The organism is Pseudoalteromonas sp. MEBiC 03485 (assembly GCF_004195145.1).
GTDB classification, from domain to species: domain Bacteria; phylum Pseudomonadota; class Gammaproteobacteria; order Enterobacterales; family Alteromonadaceae; genus Pseudoalteromonas; species Pseudoalteromonas apostichopi.
The window spans coordinates 112,461-129,171 of the sequence record NZ_SGBT01000001.1 but is presented as its reverse complement, the minus strand read 5'-3'; the positions used below and the strand labels follow the sequence as shown (position 1 = coordinate 129,171).

Sequence of the window (16,711 nt, the reverse complement as noted above, 5' to 3'; positions counted from 1 at the left end):
AATGCTTGGCATAGAGACAAAAGCAGTTTAAAAAGCTTTTGCTCTAAAGTGGTTTTTCTTTATCTTCTCGTGTTTAGAAGGTTAAAGAAAAATGAAGCCAGTATGATGGAATTGGTAGACATGACGGATTCAAAATCCGTTGCCTTCGGGCGTGGCGGTTCAAGTCCGCCTACTGGTACCACTTTTTAACCCTAGCCAATTGGTTAGGGTTTTTTTATGCCTGAAAGCTATCAGCTATCAGCTATCAGCTATCAGCTATCAGCTATCAGCTATCAGCTATCAGCTATCAGCTATCAGCCGAGTGATCGCCTATCGCCTATCGCCTAGTACCCAGAGCTTATAACTCAAATTTAAGTACCAACTCCACCACTATTAAAGCAACTTTTGTTCTATTTATAACCGACCAAGTTCAAACTATGTTTGATCTACAAATAACCATGAAAAATGTGTGCTTATTTGCTTGGAAAGTAACCGTTTAAGACTAGAGTACGATGGTGTTTGCATGCGTCTTATAATACAATTTGTTTTCTAAACTATAAGTGAGGTCAATCACTTAGTGCACAATATCGGGTAAGGTAACTTAGCGTGGGTACATACGACTTAAAGCGTATAGTTGAAAGTATTTCAAATTTAAAAAGTGAAAACTTTTATAATGCAATATGCCTGTCTTTATCGGAAGTGCTTGGTGCTTCTCATGTTTTTTTAGCTCAAGTTGATGAGTCGACTTTGCATGCGACAACCATCGCTTTGGCTGAGCATGACGAAATTGTAGAAAACATCAGCTACGATATCCGCTGTACGCCATGCAACGATGTAAGGTGTGGTAGTATCTCAAGTTACAGCTCTGGAGTTCAGCAGCTATTCCCTAACGATCAGTTACTTGTTGATATGGGCATAGAAGCCTATGTGGGTGTGCCTTTACAAAGTATATCTGGCAAAACAGATACTATTCTTGTCGCACTATTTCAGCATGAAATAAACGATGCGATGCAAATAGAGTCTTTCTTCTCGTTATTTACAGGTCTTATTCAGCGAGAAATCGAAAAAGACCGCTTTATTGCTAAACTTGATTTTGCAAATCAACTTATCGAGCAAAGCCACGAAGCGATTTTTATTTGCGACCATAATGTACATATTACTTATGCAAATACGGCATTTACTGAAATGACCGGTTACTCGCTGAGTGAAGTATTAGGGCAAAACCCAAAAATTTTAAGCTCAAACAAGTATGATCCACATTTTTACAAAGCGATGTGGCATCAAATTAATACAGAGGGTAAGTGGTCTGGTGAAATAACGAATAAAACCAAACAAGGTAAGCTGTATACGCAATTTTTATCTATTACCAAAATGCAAAATAATGGTGAAGATTGCTATGTTGCGTTTATTTTGGATATCACCGAGAAAAAAGAAGCTGAACAGAAAATCTATTTTCACGCAAACCATGACCAACTCACCGGTTTAACCAATCGTTTTTACTTTAAAGAGTATTTATGCAAGCTAATATCGTCTTTGTCTTACCAAGATGATGCGAATACTAACTTAGCAGTGATCTACTTCGATGTTGATAAGTTTCAAGACATCAACACAGTCTACGGCTTAACGTTTGGCGATAAGGTACTATGCGAGCTGTCAAAACGGCTTAATGGCAGTTTTAAAGAGTGTGCTTTTTCGCGTATTGATGGTGATAGCTTTGCCATCTTACAAACTTATCAGCACGTTAGTGAACTTGAGCATGTTTGCAAACAAATTACCGCGTTACTTGTTGAACCTTTTTCGATTGGTGGAATTAGTCAGCAGGTTTCAGTTACGCTGGGAATGAGTCAATTTGAGCAAACTGAAACGGCTACTTCAAATTATAAAATTGAAAAGGTTGCCCGTCGTTTAATACGCCAAGCTGAACTTGCCACCTTAAATGCCAAGCAAACAGGTGATGAGTACCTGTTTTTCTGTAAAGAGATGGATAACAAGGTCAAAAAACACAATTTGTTAGTAGAACAGCTTACCCAAGCTGTGAAAAACAATGATATTGAAGTGTATTTTCAACCTATTATCGATATTGAAAATAACACAGTTGCTAAATTCGAAAGTTTAGTACGCTGGAATAATCAAGGCCAATGGCTATCACCTGCTGAGTTTATTCCTTTGGCTGAAGAGTCTCGGGTGATTATTCCACTCGGTGAACTCGTGTTGACTAAAACTTGTCAGCAAGTAAAAGAGTTAGAAGCAAAAGGTTATGAAAACGTTGTTTTTAACGTAAACCGTTCTTTATTTGAGTTTACTGAGTATAACCCTGAGCGTAATACATGGCTTGAGGTTATTAAAAGCCAAGGGGTTAAACCATCCCAAATTTCATTTGAATTAACCGAAAGTGTTTTAGCTCCAGAAAACACCAATCATCTAGATGTGTTAAGGCAGTTGAAGCAAGCAGGGTGTTTAATTTCATTAGATGATTTTGGTACGGGTTATTCGTCTCTTAGCTACTTACGCCGTTTTCCTGTCGATGTACTTAAGCTAGATAAGTCTTTTATAGACGAAGTACATGTTGATTCAGGTGACGAAGCGCTGGTCAAATCAATTATTCAAATGAGTCGTGTTCTGGGTATTAAAGTTGTTGCTGAAGGGGTTGAAGAACGCGAACAATTGGCTGTACTAACAGAAGCTGGCTGTGACTATATCCAAGGCTATTACTTTTCAAAGCCATTGCCAGCAAGCGATATACTGCCATTTTTAACGCAATTTCCTCGAGCGCAGTAGGTAATTACGGTATGATTTTGATATCAACCTGCTAGTAAAAGCTTACTATGTCAAAATCAACTGCGAAACAAAATATAAAGACGATAGTTTCAGCTATTAAGGCTGAAGAGCAGTCGCTAAGATCGCTTTATCCTATACTTAATCAGCAAAATACAATTGCTATGGCTATTCTACTCGTGTCGTTATGTTCACTATTCGGCGTTGCGACACTCTATTATTTAGCTATTATTCCTGCATGGCTGTGTATCATTTTGGCTGCTTTTATTACCTCGATATCGCATGAACTTGAACATGATCTGATCCATAAGCAGTATTTTAGTAATCGTCCTTTTACACATAACCTGATGATGCTAACCGTGTGGTTAATGCGGCCAAATACGGTTAACCCTTGGTATCGCAGAAAAATTCACTTACATCACCATAAAGTATCCGGCACCTCTCAAGATTTAGAGGAGCGCTTAGTGGGCAATGGCATAAAATCCCCATTTTTGAGGGTGTTGGTTATCACTGATGGCTTGCTAGGTTTATTAATTAATACCAAGCGATTTAATAAAGAAATTAGTGGCTTTAAGTTTTTACGAGTTTTTAATGCTGGCTTTCCTGTTGCAACAGCGTATTTTGCGACTCTTTATGGGTTAATTGCTTACTATGCTCTGCAATTTGTGCAGCCATTTACATTACCCGCTTGGGGAGTAGAGTTACTTACTGGGGCTGAATTCTTAATGGTGGTACTTATCGTGCCTAATATCATTCGCTCAACGTCTCTTAACTTGGTGACATCTTCAATGCATTATTATGGTGGTGTAAATAATTTGCTAGAGCAAACGCATGTGATCACCAGTCGCTGGTTTTTACCGTTTCAATTATTTTGTTTTGATTTTGGTCGCACACACACAATCCACCATTTTGTACCGAATCAGCCCTTTTACATTAGGCAATTGATCAGCAAAAAAATACATCCTATTATGGCCCAGCATGGGGTACGTTTTAATGACTTACAAAGCTTAAAACATGCAAATCACTACCCTGTAAAAGAGCAGTCATCTCAACAAGGAATTTAATATGAAGGTAACAGGTCGTTGTCATTGTGGTGAGGTAACTTACAATGCAGAAGTTGATGAAAATAAAGTGATTAACTGTCACTGTACAGATTGCCAAATTATCTCGGGTGCGCCTTTTCGCACTGTTGTGGTGTCTGTGCCAGATGGGGTTACCTTTACAGGTGCCGAGCCAAAAGAATATATAAAAATAGCCGAAAGTGGTAATCAGCGTGCGCAAGGCTTTTGTGGTAACTGTGGTACAGCCTTGTACGCGACTTCTGTAGGTGCAGGTGAGCGTATTTATGGCTTACGTATTGGCGCTGTAGAGCAAGCTGATGAGCTTATCCCTAAAGCGCATATTTGGTATCGTTCACATAAGCCTTGGCTCGATAACCTAAGTGATATGAGTATCTTTGAAACCGCACCTAATTAGCTGCCCCTTTTTGTTGTTGGCCGATAGTTAGATTTCGGCCACTTAAATAACCAAACAAAGCACACAGTAGACTTGATGCAATACACAGCCAAAGTGCTCCTTGCCAATTATTAAAATAACTATGTAAGGCACCCGCAATAATAGGGCCGGTTGCAGCCAATAAATATCCGATACATTGTGCCATGCCCGACAAAGCTGCGGCTTGCATTGAGTCTTGAGTTCGCAGGCTTACGAATGATAAACCTAGAATAAAACATGCGCCTGAACAAAAACCTAGAGTGATTGACCAAAACATCGCGAAACTAGGTGCAACTAATAACCCAAGTGAACAAAGCGCCCCAAGTAACGCAAGGCTTAAAGTTAAAATACGTTGATCTTTTAATTTGGCAAGTAGCGGAATAAGCACAATCCCTGGCAGGGCGGAGGCAACTTGAAAGGCGCCTTGTAAAGCACCAGCATGCTGCGCACTATGACCACCCTCTATTAAAATGCTGGGCAGCCAACCTAGCATGATATAAGTGAAAAATGAGTTAAAGCCGAGCAGTGAAGTGATTTGCCAAGCAAGTGCTGAGTGCCAAATTTTGCTTTGTGTACTACTTGGCACAGATGATTTTTTTGGCATGGTATGTTGCTTAAGTTGTGGTAACCACACAACAGTAGCCAGTACAACTAATAGGGCATAACTGGCGAGGGCTAATTGCCAGCCAAGTTCTTTATATTCTGCCAGCGGAATGATTATTGCTGAATAACTTCCGCCAAATATCCCCATTGCCAAAACATAACTAGACGTCATAACAGCCACTTTATGGGGAAAGTCCCGTTTTATCAGGCTTGGCAATAACACATTACCAATCGCGATACCGACGCCAATCACTGCAGTGCCAATAAATAACACTGTGGCTGAGTCAATAACGCGAGATACGACTCCTACGCCTATAAGCACAAGGGCAATGAACAGCGATACTTCAAGACCGCACTTTTTAGCAAGGCTCGCCGCCATGGGGGAGGCAATAGCAAACGCGATTAAAGGTAAAGTAGTCAACATACCGGCTTGTGATGCGCTTAACTGAAATTGTTCAATGATTTGTTCAAGTACAGGTGCGATCCCAGTGATAGGAGCACGTAAACTGGCTGCAATTAGAAAAATGCCCAGTACTAATAGAAGGTTACGAATTACGTTTTGAGAAGATGACACGCTGTTTGGAAAGATAGCTATAGGTACTTTTATCATACCAAAACACTAAACAGCGTGGGTGAACTATGAGATAGCTCACCAAATAAAACGGTTACTTAAAACTGATAGCTTGCTGATATCATGGCGTTGCGCGGTCTACCTGGAAAGTAGCGGTCGCCACTAAATGTGGTGTAGTCTGCGCGCTCAGCATAGTGCTCGTCGGTTAAATTGTTTATTCGTGCAGTAAGGGTAAAGTTAGGTGTTAGCTGCAATGCTGCTCTTAAGTTAACTAATGAGTGGCCTTCGTAACTATGCTGGTTTTCAGGATCAGTAAAGTAGCTGCTGGTGGTATGCAGCTCAAGTCCAACACGTGTTATATCGTTTGCTTGCCAAAGTAGCTGTAAGTTTGCAATGTTACGTGGTGCAGTATCAATGAGATTGCCATTGATATTAACCCCACCGAGTAACTGATTATAACTATATGTGTGTTTGGCATGACTTGCGGCTATTTGCATCGATAAGCTTGGTGTAATGGCATAGGCTAATTCAAGCTCAACACCACGATGCTGGGTTTGGCCATCGTTGACATAATAAAAATCACTGTCGCGGAAAATGGTGTTCTTTTTATTCATTGCATAAATGCTAAATACATAATGCAGCTGTGCTTGTTGACCTTTTAAACCAAGCTCGAGGTTTTTAGCTATTTCAGAGTTAAGATCTGCAACATTTTGTTCGCGTTGTAATTGATAAAGCTCTGCCGCTTGCGGTGCTCGATACCCTTCTGAAGCATTGGCGTAGATAAACTGGTTATCAGCATATTGATAGCTTAAACCAAGCTTTGGCGAGAAGTTCGTAAAGCTATTTACGCTACTTTCTGGTCGAGAATAACGGCACCCGCCCATTGCGCATGCTGTGCCATCTTCTTTTGTACGACCAGCCAACATATGGTTAGTGTAGTCATAGCGCATACGCTCGTATCGACCACCAAGGCTGATGAGTAAGTCATCAAGCTGCCAATCAAGGTTAACAAATGGTGCTAATAGGGTGCTAGTTACTTGATAATCGTAATGTTTACCTTGAGGTACGGTGGCGACTAAAAACGCTGAGCCTTGAGTCGGGCTATCCTGATATTGTAAAAAATCAGCATCTGTCAGCTCACCATCAAAGCCAACTGTTAAGAGGCTTGCACCAGTTAACTTATGCTGCCAGCTTGATTGAAGGCCAACACCTTGCTGAGCATTTTCTTCAAGGGGAGTACCCGGTAAAAAATGCTTAAAGAAGGTCATGTTTTGGTCGCGGATATAAGGTGTTAGGGTAAAGTTGTTAGCCTCATCTTGTGTCCAATTTAGTTTTGACCAAATACGTAAAGAACGCGCTTTACGAAACGCATCTGGATCAAAATTAGACTGTGCTATTTGCTCGTCTTTATAACTTTCAAAGCCTTCTATGTAGCCTGCAGTTTGTTGATCTAAGTGAGTGTAGGTTAGGCCTGTACTTACACTTAGTTTTTCGCCATCAAAACGGTGACGCAGTGATAGCTTTTCTTGGTCAACACTTTCGTCATCACGGTAACCCGTATCTCGGGTGATCGTGGCATTAATGCCTAAACCTTGCTGGCCAAAATCACGGCCAGTGCCCAGTTTGTAGCGGGTGTAGCCAAACGATCCGTAATCAAAACCAAGTTGGTTGTGGTCATAGGTTGTATCTGGGGTGATCACGTTGACTACACCATGTACTGCGTTTGAACCGTAAAGAGCAGAGCCAGGGCCTTTCAGTACTTCGATGCGCTCTGCCATTTCAGTGTGGGCTTCGAATAATTCATTGATGTTGCAAAAACCAGCTGCGCGAAGTGGAATACCATCTTCAGCGGTAAGTAAGCCGCCGCAGGCTCCTGCACCAGAAAGTACAGGCGAACGTAAAGCGGGTAAATACTCTTGGCCGTTACCGTGTTGAAGATTAGCACCAGCAACCTGTTTAAGGGCTTGTTCAATGTGAGTTGGAGCGATAAGCGCCAGTTGCTTTTGTGAAATACTGCTGACCACAACAGGCAAAGGATCTGACAACACTTCGCTACGCGAGGCCGTAGTTGTAATATGTTCTAGTTCATTATTAGCAAAGGCTTGTTGATTAAATAATGAGGTGCTCACAAGCACTGAGAGTATCGACAACTTCATGAAAACCCTTTGGTTAGGTACAACAAAAACCAAAGGGTAACTGCTTTTTAGGATGGGTAAAAGCTTTCGCGATTAATAGCTTTGTCTGTTATGAGCTTCGGCGATGCACTGCAAAACCTGCCAGTACTGCAACTAACCAAAACAAGCTACTGCCGCCAGTATCATTTCTGTGCGTGACATTGGCTACTTTTTCTTCTTTTACGCGGGTTTTAAATTGCGCCAATTCAGCATCGAGATTTGTGATCATGTCATCAACGGCACCATTAAAGCTTGCCAGCGACTGCTCTTTTGCCATTTCATCTATGCCAATAGCTGTGCTGCGTTGCTCTGCTTTATGAATACCTGGAGCGCGAAACAGCATTTTTCGGCTTTTTACATCAAATACGGCGGTATCTACAAAGGTTTGTACTGAGTTTTCATTGCCCGGAATCACATATAAACCAACAATAGTTAGATATAAAAATGCAGCGTTATTTTCTAAGCTTTGCGACACCTGGTCGTACGAAACAAGCGCCATAATATCCACATCATATAAACGAGATACTTGCTCTAATGCGGTAAACCCTTCGCCGCCTTTTAAATAAGTGCTTGGGATCACTTCAATGCGGTCTATGTAGTCATATTGCATAAACTGCTTTTTAACTTTGTTTAGCAGTGTCACTTCGTCACTATGATGCAAGCCACCATTGTACTTGTTAGGGATAAAGGCAATCCCTACAGTGGCAGGTAAGTTCAAGGTTGGGATGGTCGCTTGATGGGCAGCTCTGTCTTGCTGATCTGGATAAAGGTACTCAACCAAAGAACTTGATTGCGTTTTTTGATTTCCATATTGACTCATCATGGCACTACAGCCCGTTAGTGCAGTAATGCTAATGATCAAACACCATTTTAGTACAATCATAAATTATCCTTATTATGTAGTGAAGAAGCGTTTGTTTGTGTTGGTAAATATAACGACAAACGATGCAAACGGAGCTGTAACTCAGACCCGGTTTTTCATAAATAGTGCCAAAGAAGTTTAAAGAAATGTAAAGATTGGCTTTCTAATGTGTTGATATGTAAATAGTTACGTTTTTAAATTGTAACCCTTCATCTATGATTCAGGCTAAAACGTTAGGCTTTTTACCAAGAGCAAACGTTAAGGGTCTCTATTATGAATAAATTAATTACTATCTCAGTTGCCGTTTTAGGTTTAAGTTTGATACCTATGGAAGCAAACGCGAAACATGATCGTGACCATGATAGATACGAACAAAAACACGAACGTAAAAAGCATAAAAAGCACCATAAACATAAGAAACACCACAAGCATTGTCATCATGACAAACATGATCGCTACTATGATCGATATGACCGCTACAGCTATCGTGATTTGCCACCCGGTTTATACAAAAAAGTAGGGCATGGTGGTGGCTTACCACCAGGTTGGTATAAGCGTTATCATCATGGTGATATTCTTGACCGTGATATATATCGCCATGGTCGAGTGATTAAACGTCGTGACCGAAATGGCATTATTGCCATCGAAATCGACGATCGCCTGATTCATCTAGTACACGATACGCGAGAGATTTTATCAATTGTCACTCGCCATCGTTAATCCTGTCGAAAGCCGCTTAGCGGCTTTTTTTTTGCTTGTTTCATATCCAGTTCAGAAAAACTTGCTACGCTTAACTGAAACTAATAGAAGGAACACTCGCATGAAAGCATTGTTAACTGTTGCAGTGATAGGTTTAAGCCTAGTGACGGCTGGCGCACTTGCAAAAGACAAGGATAAGGATAAAGATAAAGGTAAAAGTCTCCCGCCGGGCCTTGAAAAAAAACTTGATAATGGTGGTGATTTACCTCCTGGTTGGCAAAAAAAATTACGTAAAGGCGATATCCTAGATCGTGATATTTACCGCCGCGGTAAAGTGATTAAATCACGAGATAGAGATGGTCTAATTTCAATTCAAGTCGACGGTACTGTCGTGCGTTTAGTGGAAGACACCCGAGAAATTATTTCTATTTTGAGCCGCTAATTTTGTTTGCATCGATCATGACTTATGGATTGAGTTCACTATTGGCCATGCTGCTAGTGGTCTCAATCTTGCCATTTTCATACTCCCAACATTATCTAATTCGCAGTTGTGATTTTGTACGCTTGCAAGTGGTTTACCTTGCTTGTGCGAGTTTAATTGCGGCAGGTTATTTAATTAGCACCACTGATTCATGGCTTTTTATTGGTTGCGCAGTTGCAAGTATCATTGTGCTGATTTTGCAAGTCGGATGGATTTACCCCTACACAAAACTGGCTAACAAAGAAGTTGCCTCAAGCAATAAAAGCGATAAGCACAGTATTCGTATTATGTCGGCAAATGTCCTGATGTCGAACACTGAATATGACAAACTCATTGGCTTAGTTAAAACGCACCAACCTGATTTCCTCATTACGTTAGAGTCTGATCAAACTTGGCAAAATAAACTGAGCAGTTTAGAGCAAGAGTACCCATATCGTGTTTACTGCCCAAAAGATAATCGTTATGGCATGCACTTGTACAGCAAGTTTAAAATCAAACAACAGCAAGTTTGTGAGCTTATAGAAAGCGATATCCCCTCAATTCATATTTTGTTTGAAGATGCCGATGGCGTAGAAGTACAAGGGCACTTTATTCATCCAGCTCCCCCTAGCCCCACAGAGGAGGACAGCTCGCGCCCCCGAGATACTGAACTCATTATTTTAGCGAAAGCACTTAAAAACAGACTGCGACCTTGTATCGTTGCTGGTGATTTAAATGATGTTGCTTGGTCACGCAGCACACGTTTGTTTATGCGTATCAGCGGTCTATTGGACCCACGTAAAGGGCGCGGGTTTTTTAACACCTTTCATGCAAGTTACTTTTTTATGCGTTGGCCACTTGATCATCTTTTTCATAGTAATGAGTTCAGTGTCAAGCGAATAGAGCGTTTGGAAAAATATGGCTCTGACCATTTTGCCCTACTTACAGAGCTTGTTTATAACCCAGACTCAGCTAATCAAAAACAGCTAGAACAAATAGACAAAGAGGAAGCGATTGATGAGTTGAAAATGCCTGCTGCGTCCAAGCAGCAAGTGCCAATGTTTAAAGAGTAATAAATATTAGGTGTAATACCAACCCGCAATAATACTTAATAACTTTGAGTGATTAACCCTCTCGTTACCTACATGAAAAATTTCTGACTTAGAAAAACTAAATAACTAAATTTTTGCCTGCTATCAACGAGCTTCTATTACCTTAAAATTGATCTCTTAATTAAGTGAAGTGGTGTAAAAAAGGGCTCATATGAGCCCTTTTTATTTTAATCGTTGACCATAATGGTTTTAATATTAACGAATTCTCGTAACCCAAATCCGCCGTGTTCACGGCCATAACCACTGTCTTTTACCCCCCCAAATGGCAAGTTTGGTTGCGCAAGACCATAGCCGTTAATATTGACCATACCAGTATCAAAGTGCTGCTTTGCAAGCTCAATGGCTGCCTGTTCGTCTTTTGAGAAAATACCGCCGCCAAGGCCATAGCGAGAGTCATTAGCGATTTGCATTGCCTCAGCGTTATCTTTTGCTCTGATAAGTGATGCGACAGGGCCAAATAATTCATCATCGTAAGCAGGCATTCCTGGTTTAACATTCTCAAGAAGGGTAGCGGTGTAGTAAAAGCCGGTGTGCTCAGCAATCTTGCCACCGGTGATAATATTAGCTCCAGCATTGACTGAGTCTGTAACTTGTTGATGCAGTTTATCACGCAGATCTTTGCGAGCCATTGGACCGAGCGTTGTCTTTTCATCATTTGGATCGCCAAGCACAACTTGCTCAAATTGTTCTTTAATTAAGGCTTTAAAATCATCATATAACGCATCAACAACAATAAACCGTTTTGCTGCTACACAGGTTTGCCCATTGTTGATCAAACGACCTTGTGTACATGCGCTAATGGCAGTATTTAAATCGGCATCATCAAGTACGATATAAGCATCATTACTGCCAAGTTCTAGGACGGTTTTTTTCACTTGTTTGCCAGCTTGCTCAGCAACTTTTTTGCCAGTTTCATCGCTGCCAGTAAATGTCACCCCACGAATAGCTGAGTGCGCAATTAGCTCGCTTGCAGTTTTGCCGTCAATCAGTAAGTTTTTAAAGCAATAATCATCAAAGCCTGCTTGTGAAAACATTTGCTCAATCTTTTCGGCCATGCCAAATACATTACCAGCGTGTTTTAGCACCGTGGTATTACCCGCCATGATATTAGCGCAAGCATATCGAATAACCTGATAAAGCGGAAAGTTCCAAGGTTGGATACCTAAAATCACACCAATTGGTTGGTAACTAATAATTGCATGACCGTCCTGCATATCTCGCTTTTCATCAGCAAGCACTTGAGGCCCTTGTTCTGCGGTGTAGCGACAAATTGCAGCACACAGCTCAACTTCTTGAAGACCTTGTTGATATAACTTGCCCATTTCATCTGTCATCAGTTGTGCTATTTCTTGCTGATTAGACTCAATCACTTCTGCTAGTTGATTAAGTAATTTTGCACGGTGTTCATGTGATGTTGTGCGCCACTTTAAAAAAGCTTGATGGCATTGTTCAACCTCACTTTGTGCTTGTTGAAGTGACAGTAGATTATAAGTATTTAAAGTTTGCTCATTGGCTGGATTGATTGTAGTAACAGTATCAGTCATCATTATCTCCTTACAAAATTGTAGGAGAGAGTCTGCAAAGCTAATACCTGTTTTTTATTTCTCTATGCTTTTGTTTTTTAATAACTTTATTTTCATCTTGTGTTTGCTTCGCTCTCTTTTTATGTAAATACTGCAACAGGCTGCAAAACTTACAAGGAATACGTAATGACAAATTCTGTGTTAAATACTGAACTTGCAATTATTCAAGCACCGATGGCGGGTGTGCAAAATGCTAAGCTGACTGTGGCTGTTTGTGAAGCCGGGGGGCTTGGATCGTTGCCTTGTGCTATGCTTTCGATAGAGCAGCTTAAGTCAGAACTTGATTACATAAGCCTGAATACTGATAAGCCATATAACCTTAATTTCTTTTGTCATCAGACACCTGACTATACATTGGCTCAGCAAACTGCTTGGCATGGGGTGCTAGCACCTTATTTTGAAGAGTTAAATGTAGATGCCTCACAATTAACCCGTAATGCTTCTCGTCAGCCAATTAATCAACAAGTGATAGATATTATCGCGCCCTATAAGCCCGCTGTTGTCAGCTTTCATTTTGGTCTGCCAAGTAAGGATATTGTTTCTCAGATCAAAGCGTGGGGCGGGACTGTTCTTTCATCAGCCACAACGTTAGATGAAGCGCGCTGGTTACAAGCAAATGGGGCCGATGCGATTATTGCACAAGGGATTGAAGCAGGCGGCCACCGTGGGCATTTTTTATCGATGGATTTATCGTTGCAACCCACTACTGTGCAATTAGTACGAGAGTGTGTAGAGCTTGATATACCCGTTATTGCAGCAGGGGGGATCTGTATTTCTGAAGATGTAGCACAGTACCAAGCCTTGGGCGTGATTGCAGTGCAGGTAGGCAGTGCTTACTTACTTTGTGAAGAAGCTACGACAAGTGCTTTACATCGTGAAGTATTAAAAACGGCCGAGCCAGATTCTACAGAATTGACGACCTTATTTTCAGGTCGCCCAGCACGAGGAGTTCGCAACCGAGTCATGCAAGAGTTAGGTGCAATGCCAGAGCAGGCACCGCCTTTTCCTTATTCGTCGATTGCGATGACCGCATTACGCTCAAAAGCCGAAGCCAAAGGCGATAGTGGTTTTTCACCGCTTTGGTGTGGTGAGCGCTTTATTGTTCGAGAAGGTATTAACGCAGAGCAAATTACTGCGTTATTAATGCAAGGTTGGCAATCTTGACTGATCCCCAGTTACTTCCGCTAGGTGATAGTTATCATCAGCTTGCCAGTGAATTTCGTAACAAGCTAGCTGGGCAATGCTCTATAAAACGTTGCGCTAAAGGTGATGTTTTATTACAACAAGGCGACGAACAAGATGCTGGTTACTTAATTGTGTCTGGGGTGCTTGGCGCATTACATGCATCATCACAAGGCGTGCAAAAGTGTAAAGAGTTTTACTTTCAAGATGAATTTGCACTGCTTTATGGTAATTGGTTAACTAAAACCCCTGCGCTTTACCAACTTAAAGTAATACGTGATGCTGAGCTTATTAAGGTGCCTTTAGTTTTACTCGAGAGAGCCGACTGGCAAGCAATCAAACATAACCTGATTAGTCAGCAGCTACTATTTAAAGAAGCAAAAGAAGCATTTTTATTACTGAATACGCCAGAGCAGCGTTATCAATATTTACGGGATCAAAAACCGCACTGGCTTGAACAACTGAGTTTAAACGAAGTTGCTATGTATTTAGGGATCTCAGCTATTTCTTTATCACGAATTAGGCGGCGTCTTAACTTAAGTTAAGGCGCAGCAAAACAGTGAACATTACACTGCTGATTTTTCAGGAGTCGTTATGTTTATTTTATCTCAATGCTTAGTGGCCATTGCCACATTACTCGATTTGGCTTCATTTCAGTTTAAACAAAGACAAGCAATTTTAGCTTGTTTGTTTAGCTCTGTTTTACTCACATCTGTGCACTTTATGCTGCTCGATAACTTAAGTGCAGCATGTTTAATGCTGATCGCAGCACTACGTTATGGTTACTTTATTTTTGCGCGCAAAACTTGGGTGATGATTGCATTTATGCTTTTGAGCATAAGCGCAGTGCTATTTACTTGGCACACTTGGGTGAGTTTTATTGCCCTAACAGCGACCTTAATTCAGACTTATGCTTCGTTTCAGAGTAAAGATTTGTTACTAAGGCTTTTTATGCTCTTAGGTACACTATGTTGGTTAACACATAATGTTATGATTTTCTCGCCAGTAGCAGTGGTAATGGAAGCAGTGTTTTTATTGAGTAATTTACTAGGACTTTGGCGTTTTTATATCGCTCCAAAAGCGATGAAAACATGTCAATAGATGCATATTCAAAGTGTTACAGCATGCTTTCCATTTAAATAAAACTAAAGCGAGTCAGCAATTCGCTTTAACAAAAAGGTCTCGCGCTGAATTGATAAGCCCTGTTTATCACTCATTGCCATAGTGGTTTCATTATGTGCTATGGCATCAAAAATATTTACCCATTTAGGGTGCATGCCATTTTGCACTTCGTAATGTTCCATTTTTGGCTCTGCAAATTCATCGCTTATTTCACAGAAGTAGCAATAAGACTTGATATGAACACAGTCGAAGTCGTCTTTGTACCAAGGCCTGATTTCTTCGTATAACCCCAGTGGTCGGTTTACTTGGATGTGTTGTGCGCCTGTTTCTTCATGTAATTCTCGGTGAAGCCCTTGCTCAATGCTTTCGCCTTCATCAACTCCACCACCTGGTAGGCTGTAGTCATCATAACGGGCGGTATATAAAAGTAGTATTTGTTCACCCTTTAATACGATAGCGCGCGCAGTGTTACGAATAAATATCGTGCCATAGTCATTACTTAAACTTGGGTGAATTACTTTTCTTAATAGCTTCATGGGATTACAACTTTAAATTAACGCAAGTACAGCTCAGCTTAATATTGAATGCGCCATAATAACCTTTTTTTAGCATTTAATTCATTATACTTACCCCAAATTGAAACTAATAAGGTAATATAACTGGAATTAAGAACTATTTAGGTATCTAGCGTGTTTGGTTTTCTTTTCGAAAAAAATTTGCGTAGAATGATGAAAAAAGCTTAGGAAATGAATATGTTGAACGTACTTTTGGTCGATGATGACAGTGAATTTAGCGATGTAGTTTGTCACATAGTGGAGTTTCTTGGGCATAATATAAATACCGCAGCAAATTTGGCAGAAGCGGAGCAATGGTTTGAAAACAACACGTTTGATCATGTCTTTTTAGACTTCATGTTGCCAGATGGCAGCGGCCTTCATTTACTTGAGCATTTAAAAGCAATAGGTCAATCTCCTCGAGTCACATTAATTTCAGGGCACCCTTCAGTAAAAGGTAAGCTAGCAGAGATGTGTGAACCTAATGTAGGGCATCTTGTTAAACCTTTACAACGCGAAGATATCGAGCGTGTACTCAACCCGAAAAAATCAGCCCCTAAGAAAAAAGCAACACCAGCAATAAAACGTCATTTTGGCACTCTGATTGGTGAATCTGAGGTGATGCAGAAGCTTTATACTATGATTGAGCGTGTTGCAGCCACTTCTGCCAATGTGATGTTGATGGGTGAAAGTGGTGCAGGTAAAGAAGTGGTGGCGCAGGCAATTCATAATGCGACTGAGTGTGATGGTCCGTTAGTGGCAACCAACTGTGGTGCATTTTCAAAAGAGCTGATTGGTAGCGAATTGTTCGGTCATGAAAAGGGCGCGTTTACAGGGGCTATTGCGCGCAAAGAGGGTGTATTTGAACAAGCTGCTGGTGGTACTTTGTTTTTAGATGAAGTCACCGAAATGCCGATTGATATGCAACCAAACTTACTACGCGTTCTTGAAAGCAAAAAAGTAACCCGAGTGGGTGGCACCAAAGAGCAAGCAGTGAATTGCCGTGTTATTTCTGCTACCAACCGCACCTTAACCGACCTTGCGCAAAACAATGTTATTCGTGAAGATATTTATTTTCGTTTAGCGGTATTCCCCATTGATATTCCACCGCTACGTGAGCGAAAAGAAGATATTCCACTGCTCGCCAATGCCTTTTTAGAGCAACTCAATGAAGAAAACGGCACCGACTTTAAATGGCAAGCAGCGCAAATCAAAGAGCTAGAAGGGCATGATTGGCCTGGTAACGTGCGTGAGCTTCGCCACGCTATTCATCGGGCTTTTATTATGAGTGACCCTAAAGGCACAGCTATTACCTTGCCTGAATCATTAGAGTCTCCGTTCTCTAAAGTGAATAAAGAGAGCCAAGCAAATCAAGTTGTTGCAGGGCAAACTATTGAAGAAGTTGAAAAAGAGTTGATCCACGCTACTTTAGATAAAGTACAAGGTAATAAGACGATTGCAGCACAAATGCTGGGGATCAGTACTAAAACTCTTTATAACCGTTTAAATGCTTATGGAGGCATTGGCGAATATAAATAACA

General features: G+C 40.9%; 15 protein-coding genes and 1 tRNA gene. 11 read left to right on the top strand and 5 right to left on the bottom strand.

All coding sequences use genetic code 11. The features are described 5' to 3' along the window. The first annotated feature begins 96 nt into the window (after positions 1 to 96). The 4 genes from EVU92_RS00575 (at position 97) to EVU92_RS00555 (ending at position 4,230) form a co-directional block, all read left to right on the top strand. A tRNA-Leu gene (locus EVU92_RS00575) sits at positions 97 to 181 on the top strand. Positions 182 to 585: 404 nt separating this feature from the next. After that, positions 586 to 2,757: a GGDEF domain-containing phosphodiesterase gene (locus EVU92_RS00565; RefSeq protein ID WP_130049609.1), complete on the top strand. Its 2,172-nt coding sequence runs from the start codon at positions 586 to 588 to the stop codon at positions 2,755 to 2,757. A gap of 47 nt (positions 2,758 to 2,804) precedes the next feature. Next, on the top strand, positions 2,805 to 3,818 hold the full coding sequence (locus tag EVU92_RS00560; RefSeq protein WP_130049608.1) for a fatty acid desaturase: 1,014 nt from the start codon (positions 2,805 to 2,807) through the stop codon (positions 3,816 to 3,818). 1 nt (position 3,819) lies between these two features. Further along, positions 3,820 to 4,230, top strand: a complete 411-nt coding sequence (locus EVU92_RS00555) for a GFA family protein (protein ID WP_130049607.1) — start codon at positions 3,820 to 3,822, stop codon at positions 4,228 to 4,230. On the opposite strand, the gene EVU92_RS00550 is transcribed toward EVU92_RS00555, so the two are convergent. From EVU92_RS00550 to rhlP, 3 genes are all read right to left on the bottom strand, one after another. Continuing rightward, entirely contained in the window at positions 4,223 to 5,461 is a 1,239-nt protein-coding gene (locus EVU92_RS00550) for an MFS transporter (protein WP_130049606.1), read from the bottom strand. The two genes, EVU92_RS00555 and EVU92_RS00550, sit on opposite strands and share 8 nt — an antisense overlap. A 59-nt stretch (positions 5,462 to 5,520) precedes the next feature. Then, positions 5,521 to 7,578: a TonB-dependent receptor gene (locus tag EVU92_RS00545; protein WP_130049605.1), complete on the bottom strand. Its 2,058-nt coding sequence runs from the start codon at positions 7,576 to 7,578 to the stop codon at positions 5,521 to 5,523. An 88-nt stretch (positions 7,579 to 7,666) separates the two neighbouring features. After that, positions 7,667 to 8,479: a rhombotarget lipoprotein gene (gene rhlP / locus EVU92_RS00540; RefSeq protein ID WP_130049604.1), complete on the bottom strand. Its 813-nt coding sequence runs from the start codon at positions 8,477 to 8,479 to the stop codon at positions 7,667 to 7,669. A gap of 252 nt (positions 8,480 to 8,731) precedes the next feature. Between rhlP and EVU92_RS00535 the strand changes: the two genes are divergently transcribed. The 3 genes from EVU92_RS00535 to EVU92_RS00525 all read left to right on the top strand — a co-directional run bounded on the left by EVU92_RS00535 (position 8,732) and on the right by EVU92_RS00525 (position 10,690). Next, complete coding sequence (locus EVU92_RS00535) at positions 8,732 to 9,178, top strand: hypothetical protein (protein WP_130049603.1); 447 nt, start codon at positions 8,732 to 8,734, stop codon at positions 9,176 to 9,178. A 100-nt stretch (positions 9,179 to 9,278) separates the two neighbouring features. Beyond that, the gene (locus EVU92_RS00530; protein ID WP_130049602.1) at positions 9,279 to 9,599 is read left to right on the top strand and encodes a hypothetical protein; all 321 of its coding nucleotides are present in this window, start codon (positions 9,279 to 9,281) and stop codon (positions 9,597 to 9,599) included. 17 nt (positions 9,600 to 9,616) lie between these two features. Then, a complete protein-coding gene (locus EVU92_RS00525) occupies positions 9,617 to 10,690 on the top strand; it encodes an endonuclease/exonuclease/phosphatase family protein (protein WP_130049601.1) in 1,074 nt (357 codons plus the stop codon). A gap of 206 nt (positions 10,691 to 10,896) precedes the next feature. On the opposite strand, the gene EVU92_RS00520 is transcribed toward EVU92_RS00525, so the two are convergent. Next, complete coding sequence (locus EVU92_RS00520) at positions 10,897 to 12,273, bottom strand: NAD-dependent succinate-semialdehyde dehydrogenase (protein ID WP_130052196.1); 1,377 nt, start codon at positions 12,271 to 12,273, stop codon at positions 10,897 to 10,899. Between the two features lie 165 nt (positions 12,274 to 12,438). Here EVU92_RS00520 and EVU92_RS00515 point away from each other — a divergent pair, with 165 nt between their 5' ends. Genes EVU92_RS00515 through EVU92_RS00505 form a run of 3 tightly spaced genes read left to right on the top strand, consistent with a single transcriptional unit; the run spans position 12,439 to position 14,595 of the window. Continuing rightward, positions 12,439 to 13,476 (top strand): nitronate monooxygenase, encoded by a 1,038-nt coding sequence (locus EVU92_RS00515; protein ID WP_130049600.1) that lies wholly within the window; start codon positions 12,439 to 12,441, stop codon positions 13,474 to 13,476. After that, the gene (locus EVU92_RS00510; RefSeq protein WP_130049599.1) at positions 13,473 to 14,039 is read left to right on the top strand and encodes a Crp/Fnr family transcriptional regulator; all 567 of its coding nucleotides are present in this window, start codon (positions 13,473 to 13,475) and stop codon (positions 14,037 to 14,039) included. The genes EVU92_RS00515 and EVU92_RS00510 overlap by 4 nt, the downstream gene beginning before the upstream one ends. Positions 14,040 to 14,088: 49 nt before the next feature. Continuing rightward, complete coding sequence (locus tag EVU92_RS00505; protein ID WP_130049598.1) at positions 14,089 to 14,595, top strand: YgjV family protein; 507 nt, start codon at positions 14,089 to 14,091, stop codon at positions 14,593 to 14,595. A gap of 44 nt (positions 14,596 to 14,639) precedes the next feature. On the opposite strand, the gene EVU92_RS00500 is transcribed toward EVU92_RS00505, so the two are convergent. Next, a complete protein-coding gene (locus EVU92_RS00500; protein ID WP_130049597.1) occupies positions 14,640 to 15,152 on the bottom strand; it encodes an NUDIX domain-containing protein in 513 nt (170 codons plus the stop codon). A 216-nt stretch (positions 15,153 to 15,368) separates the two neighbouring features. On the opposite strand from EVU92_RS00500, the gene EVU92_RS00495 reads away from it, so the two are divergent. Then, complete coding sequence (locus EVU92_RS00495; protein ID WP_130049596.1) at positions 15,369 to 16,709, top strand: sigma-54 dependent transcriptional regulator; 1,341 nt, start codon at positions 15,369 to 15,371, stop codon at positions 16,707 to 16,709. Positions 16,710 to 16,711 lie beyond the last annotated feature (2 nt).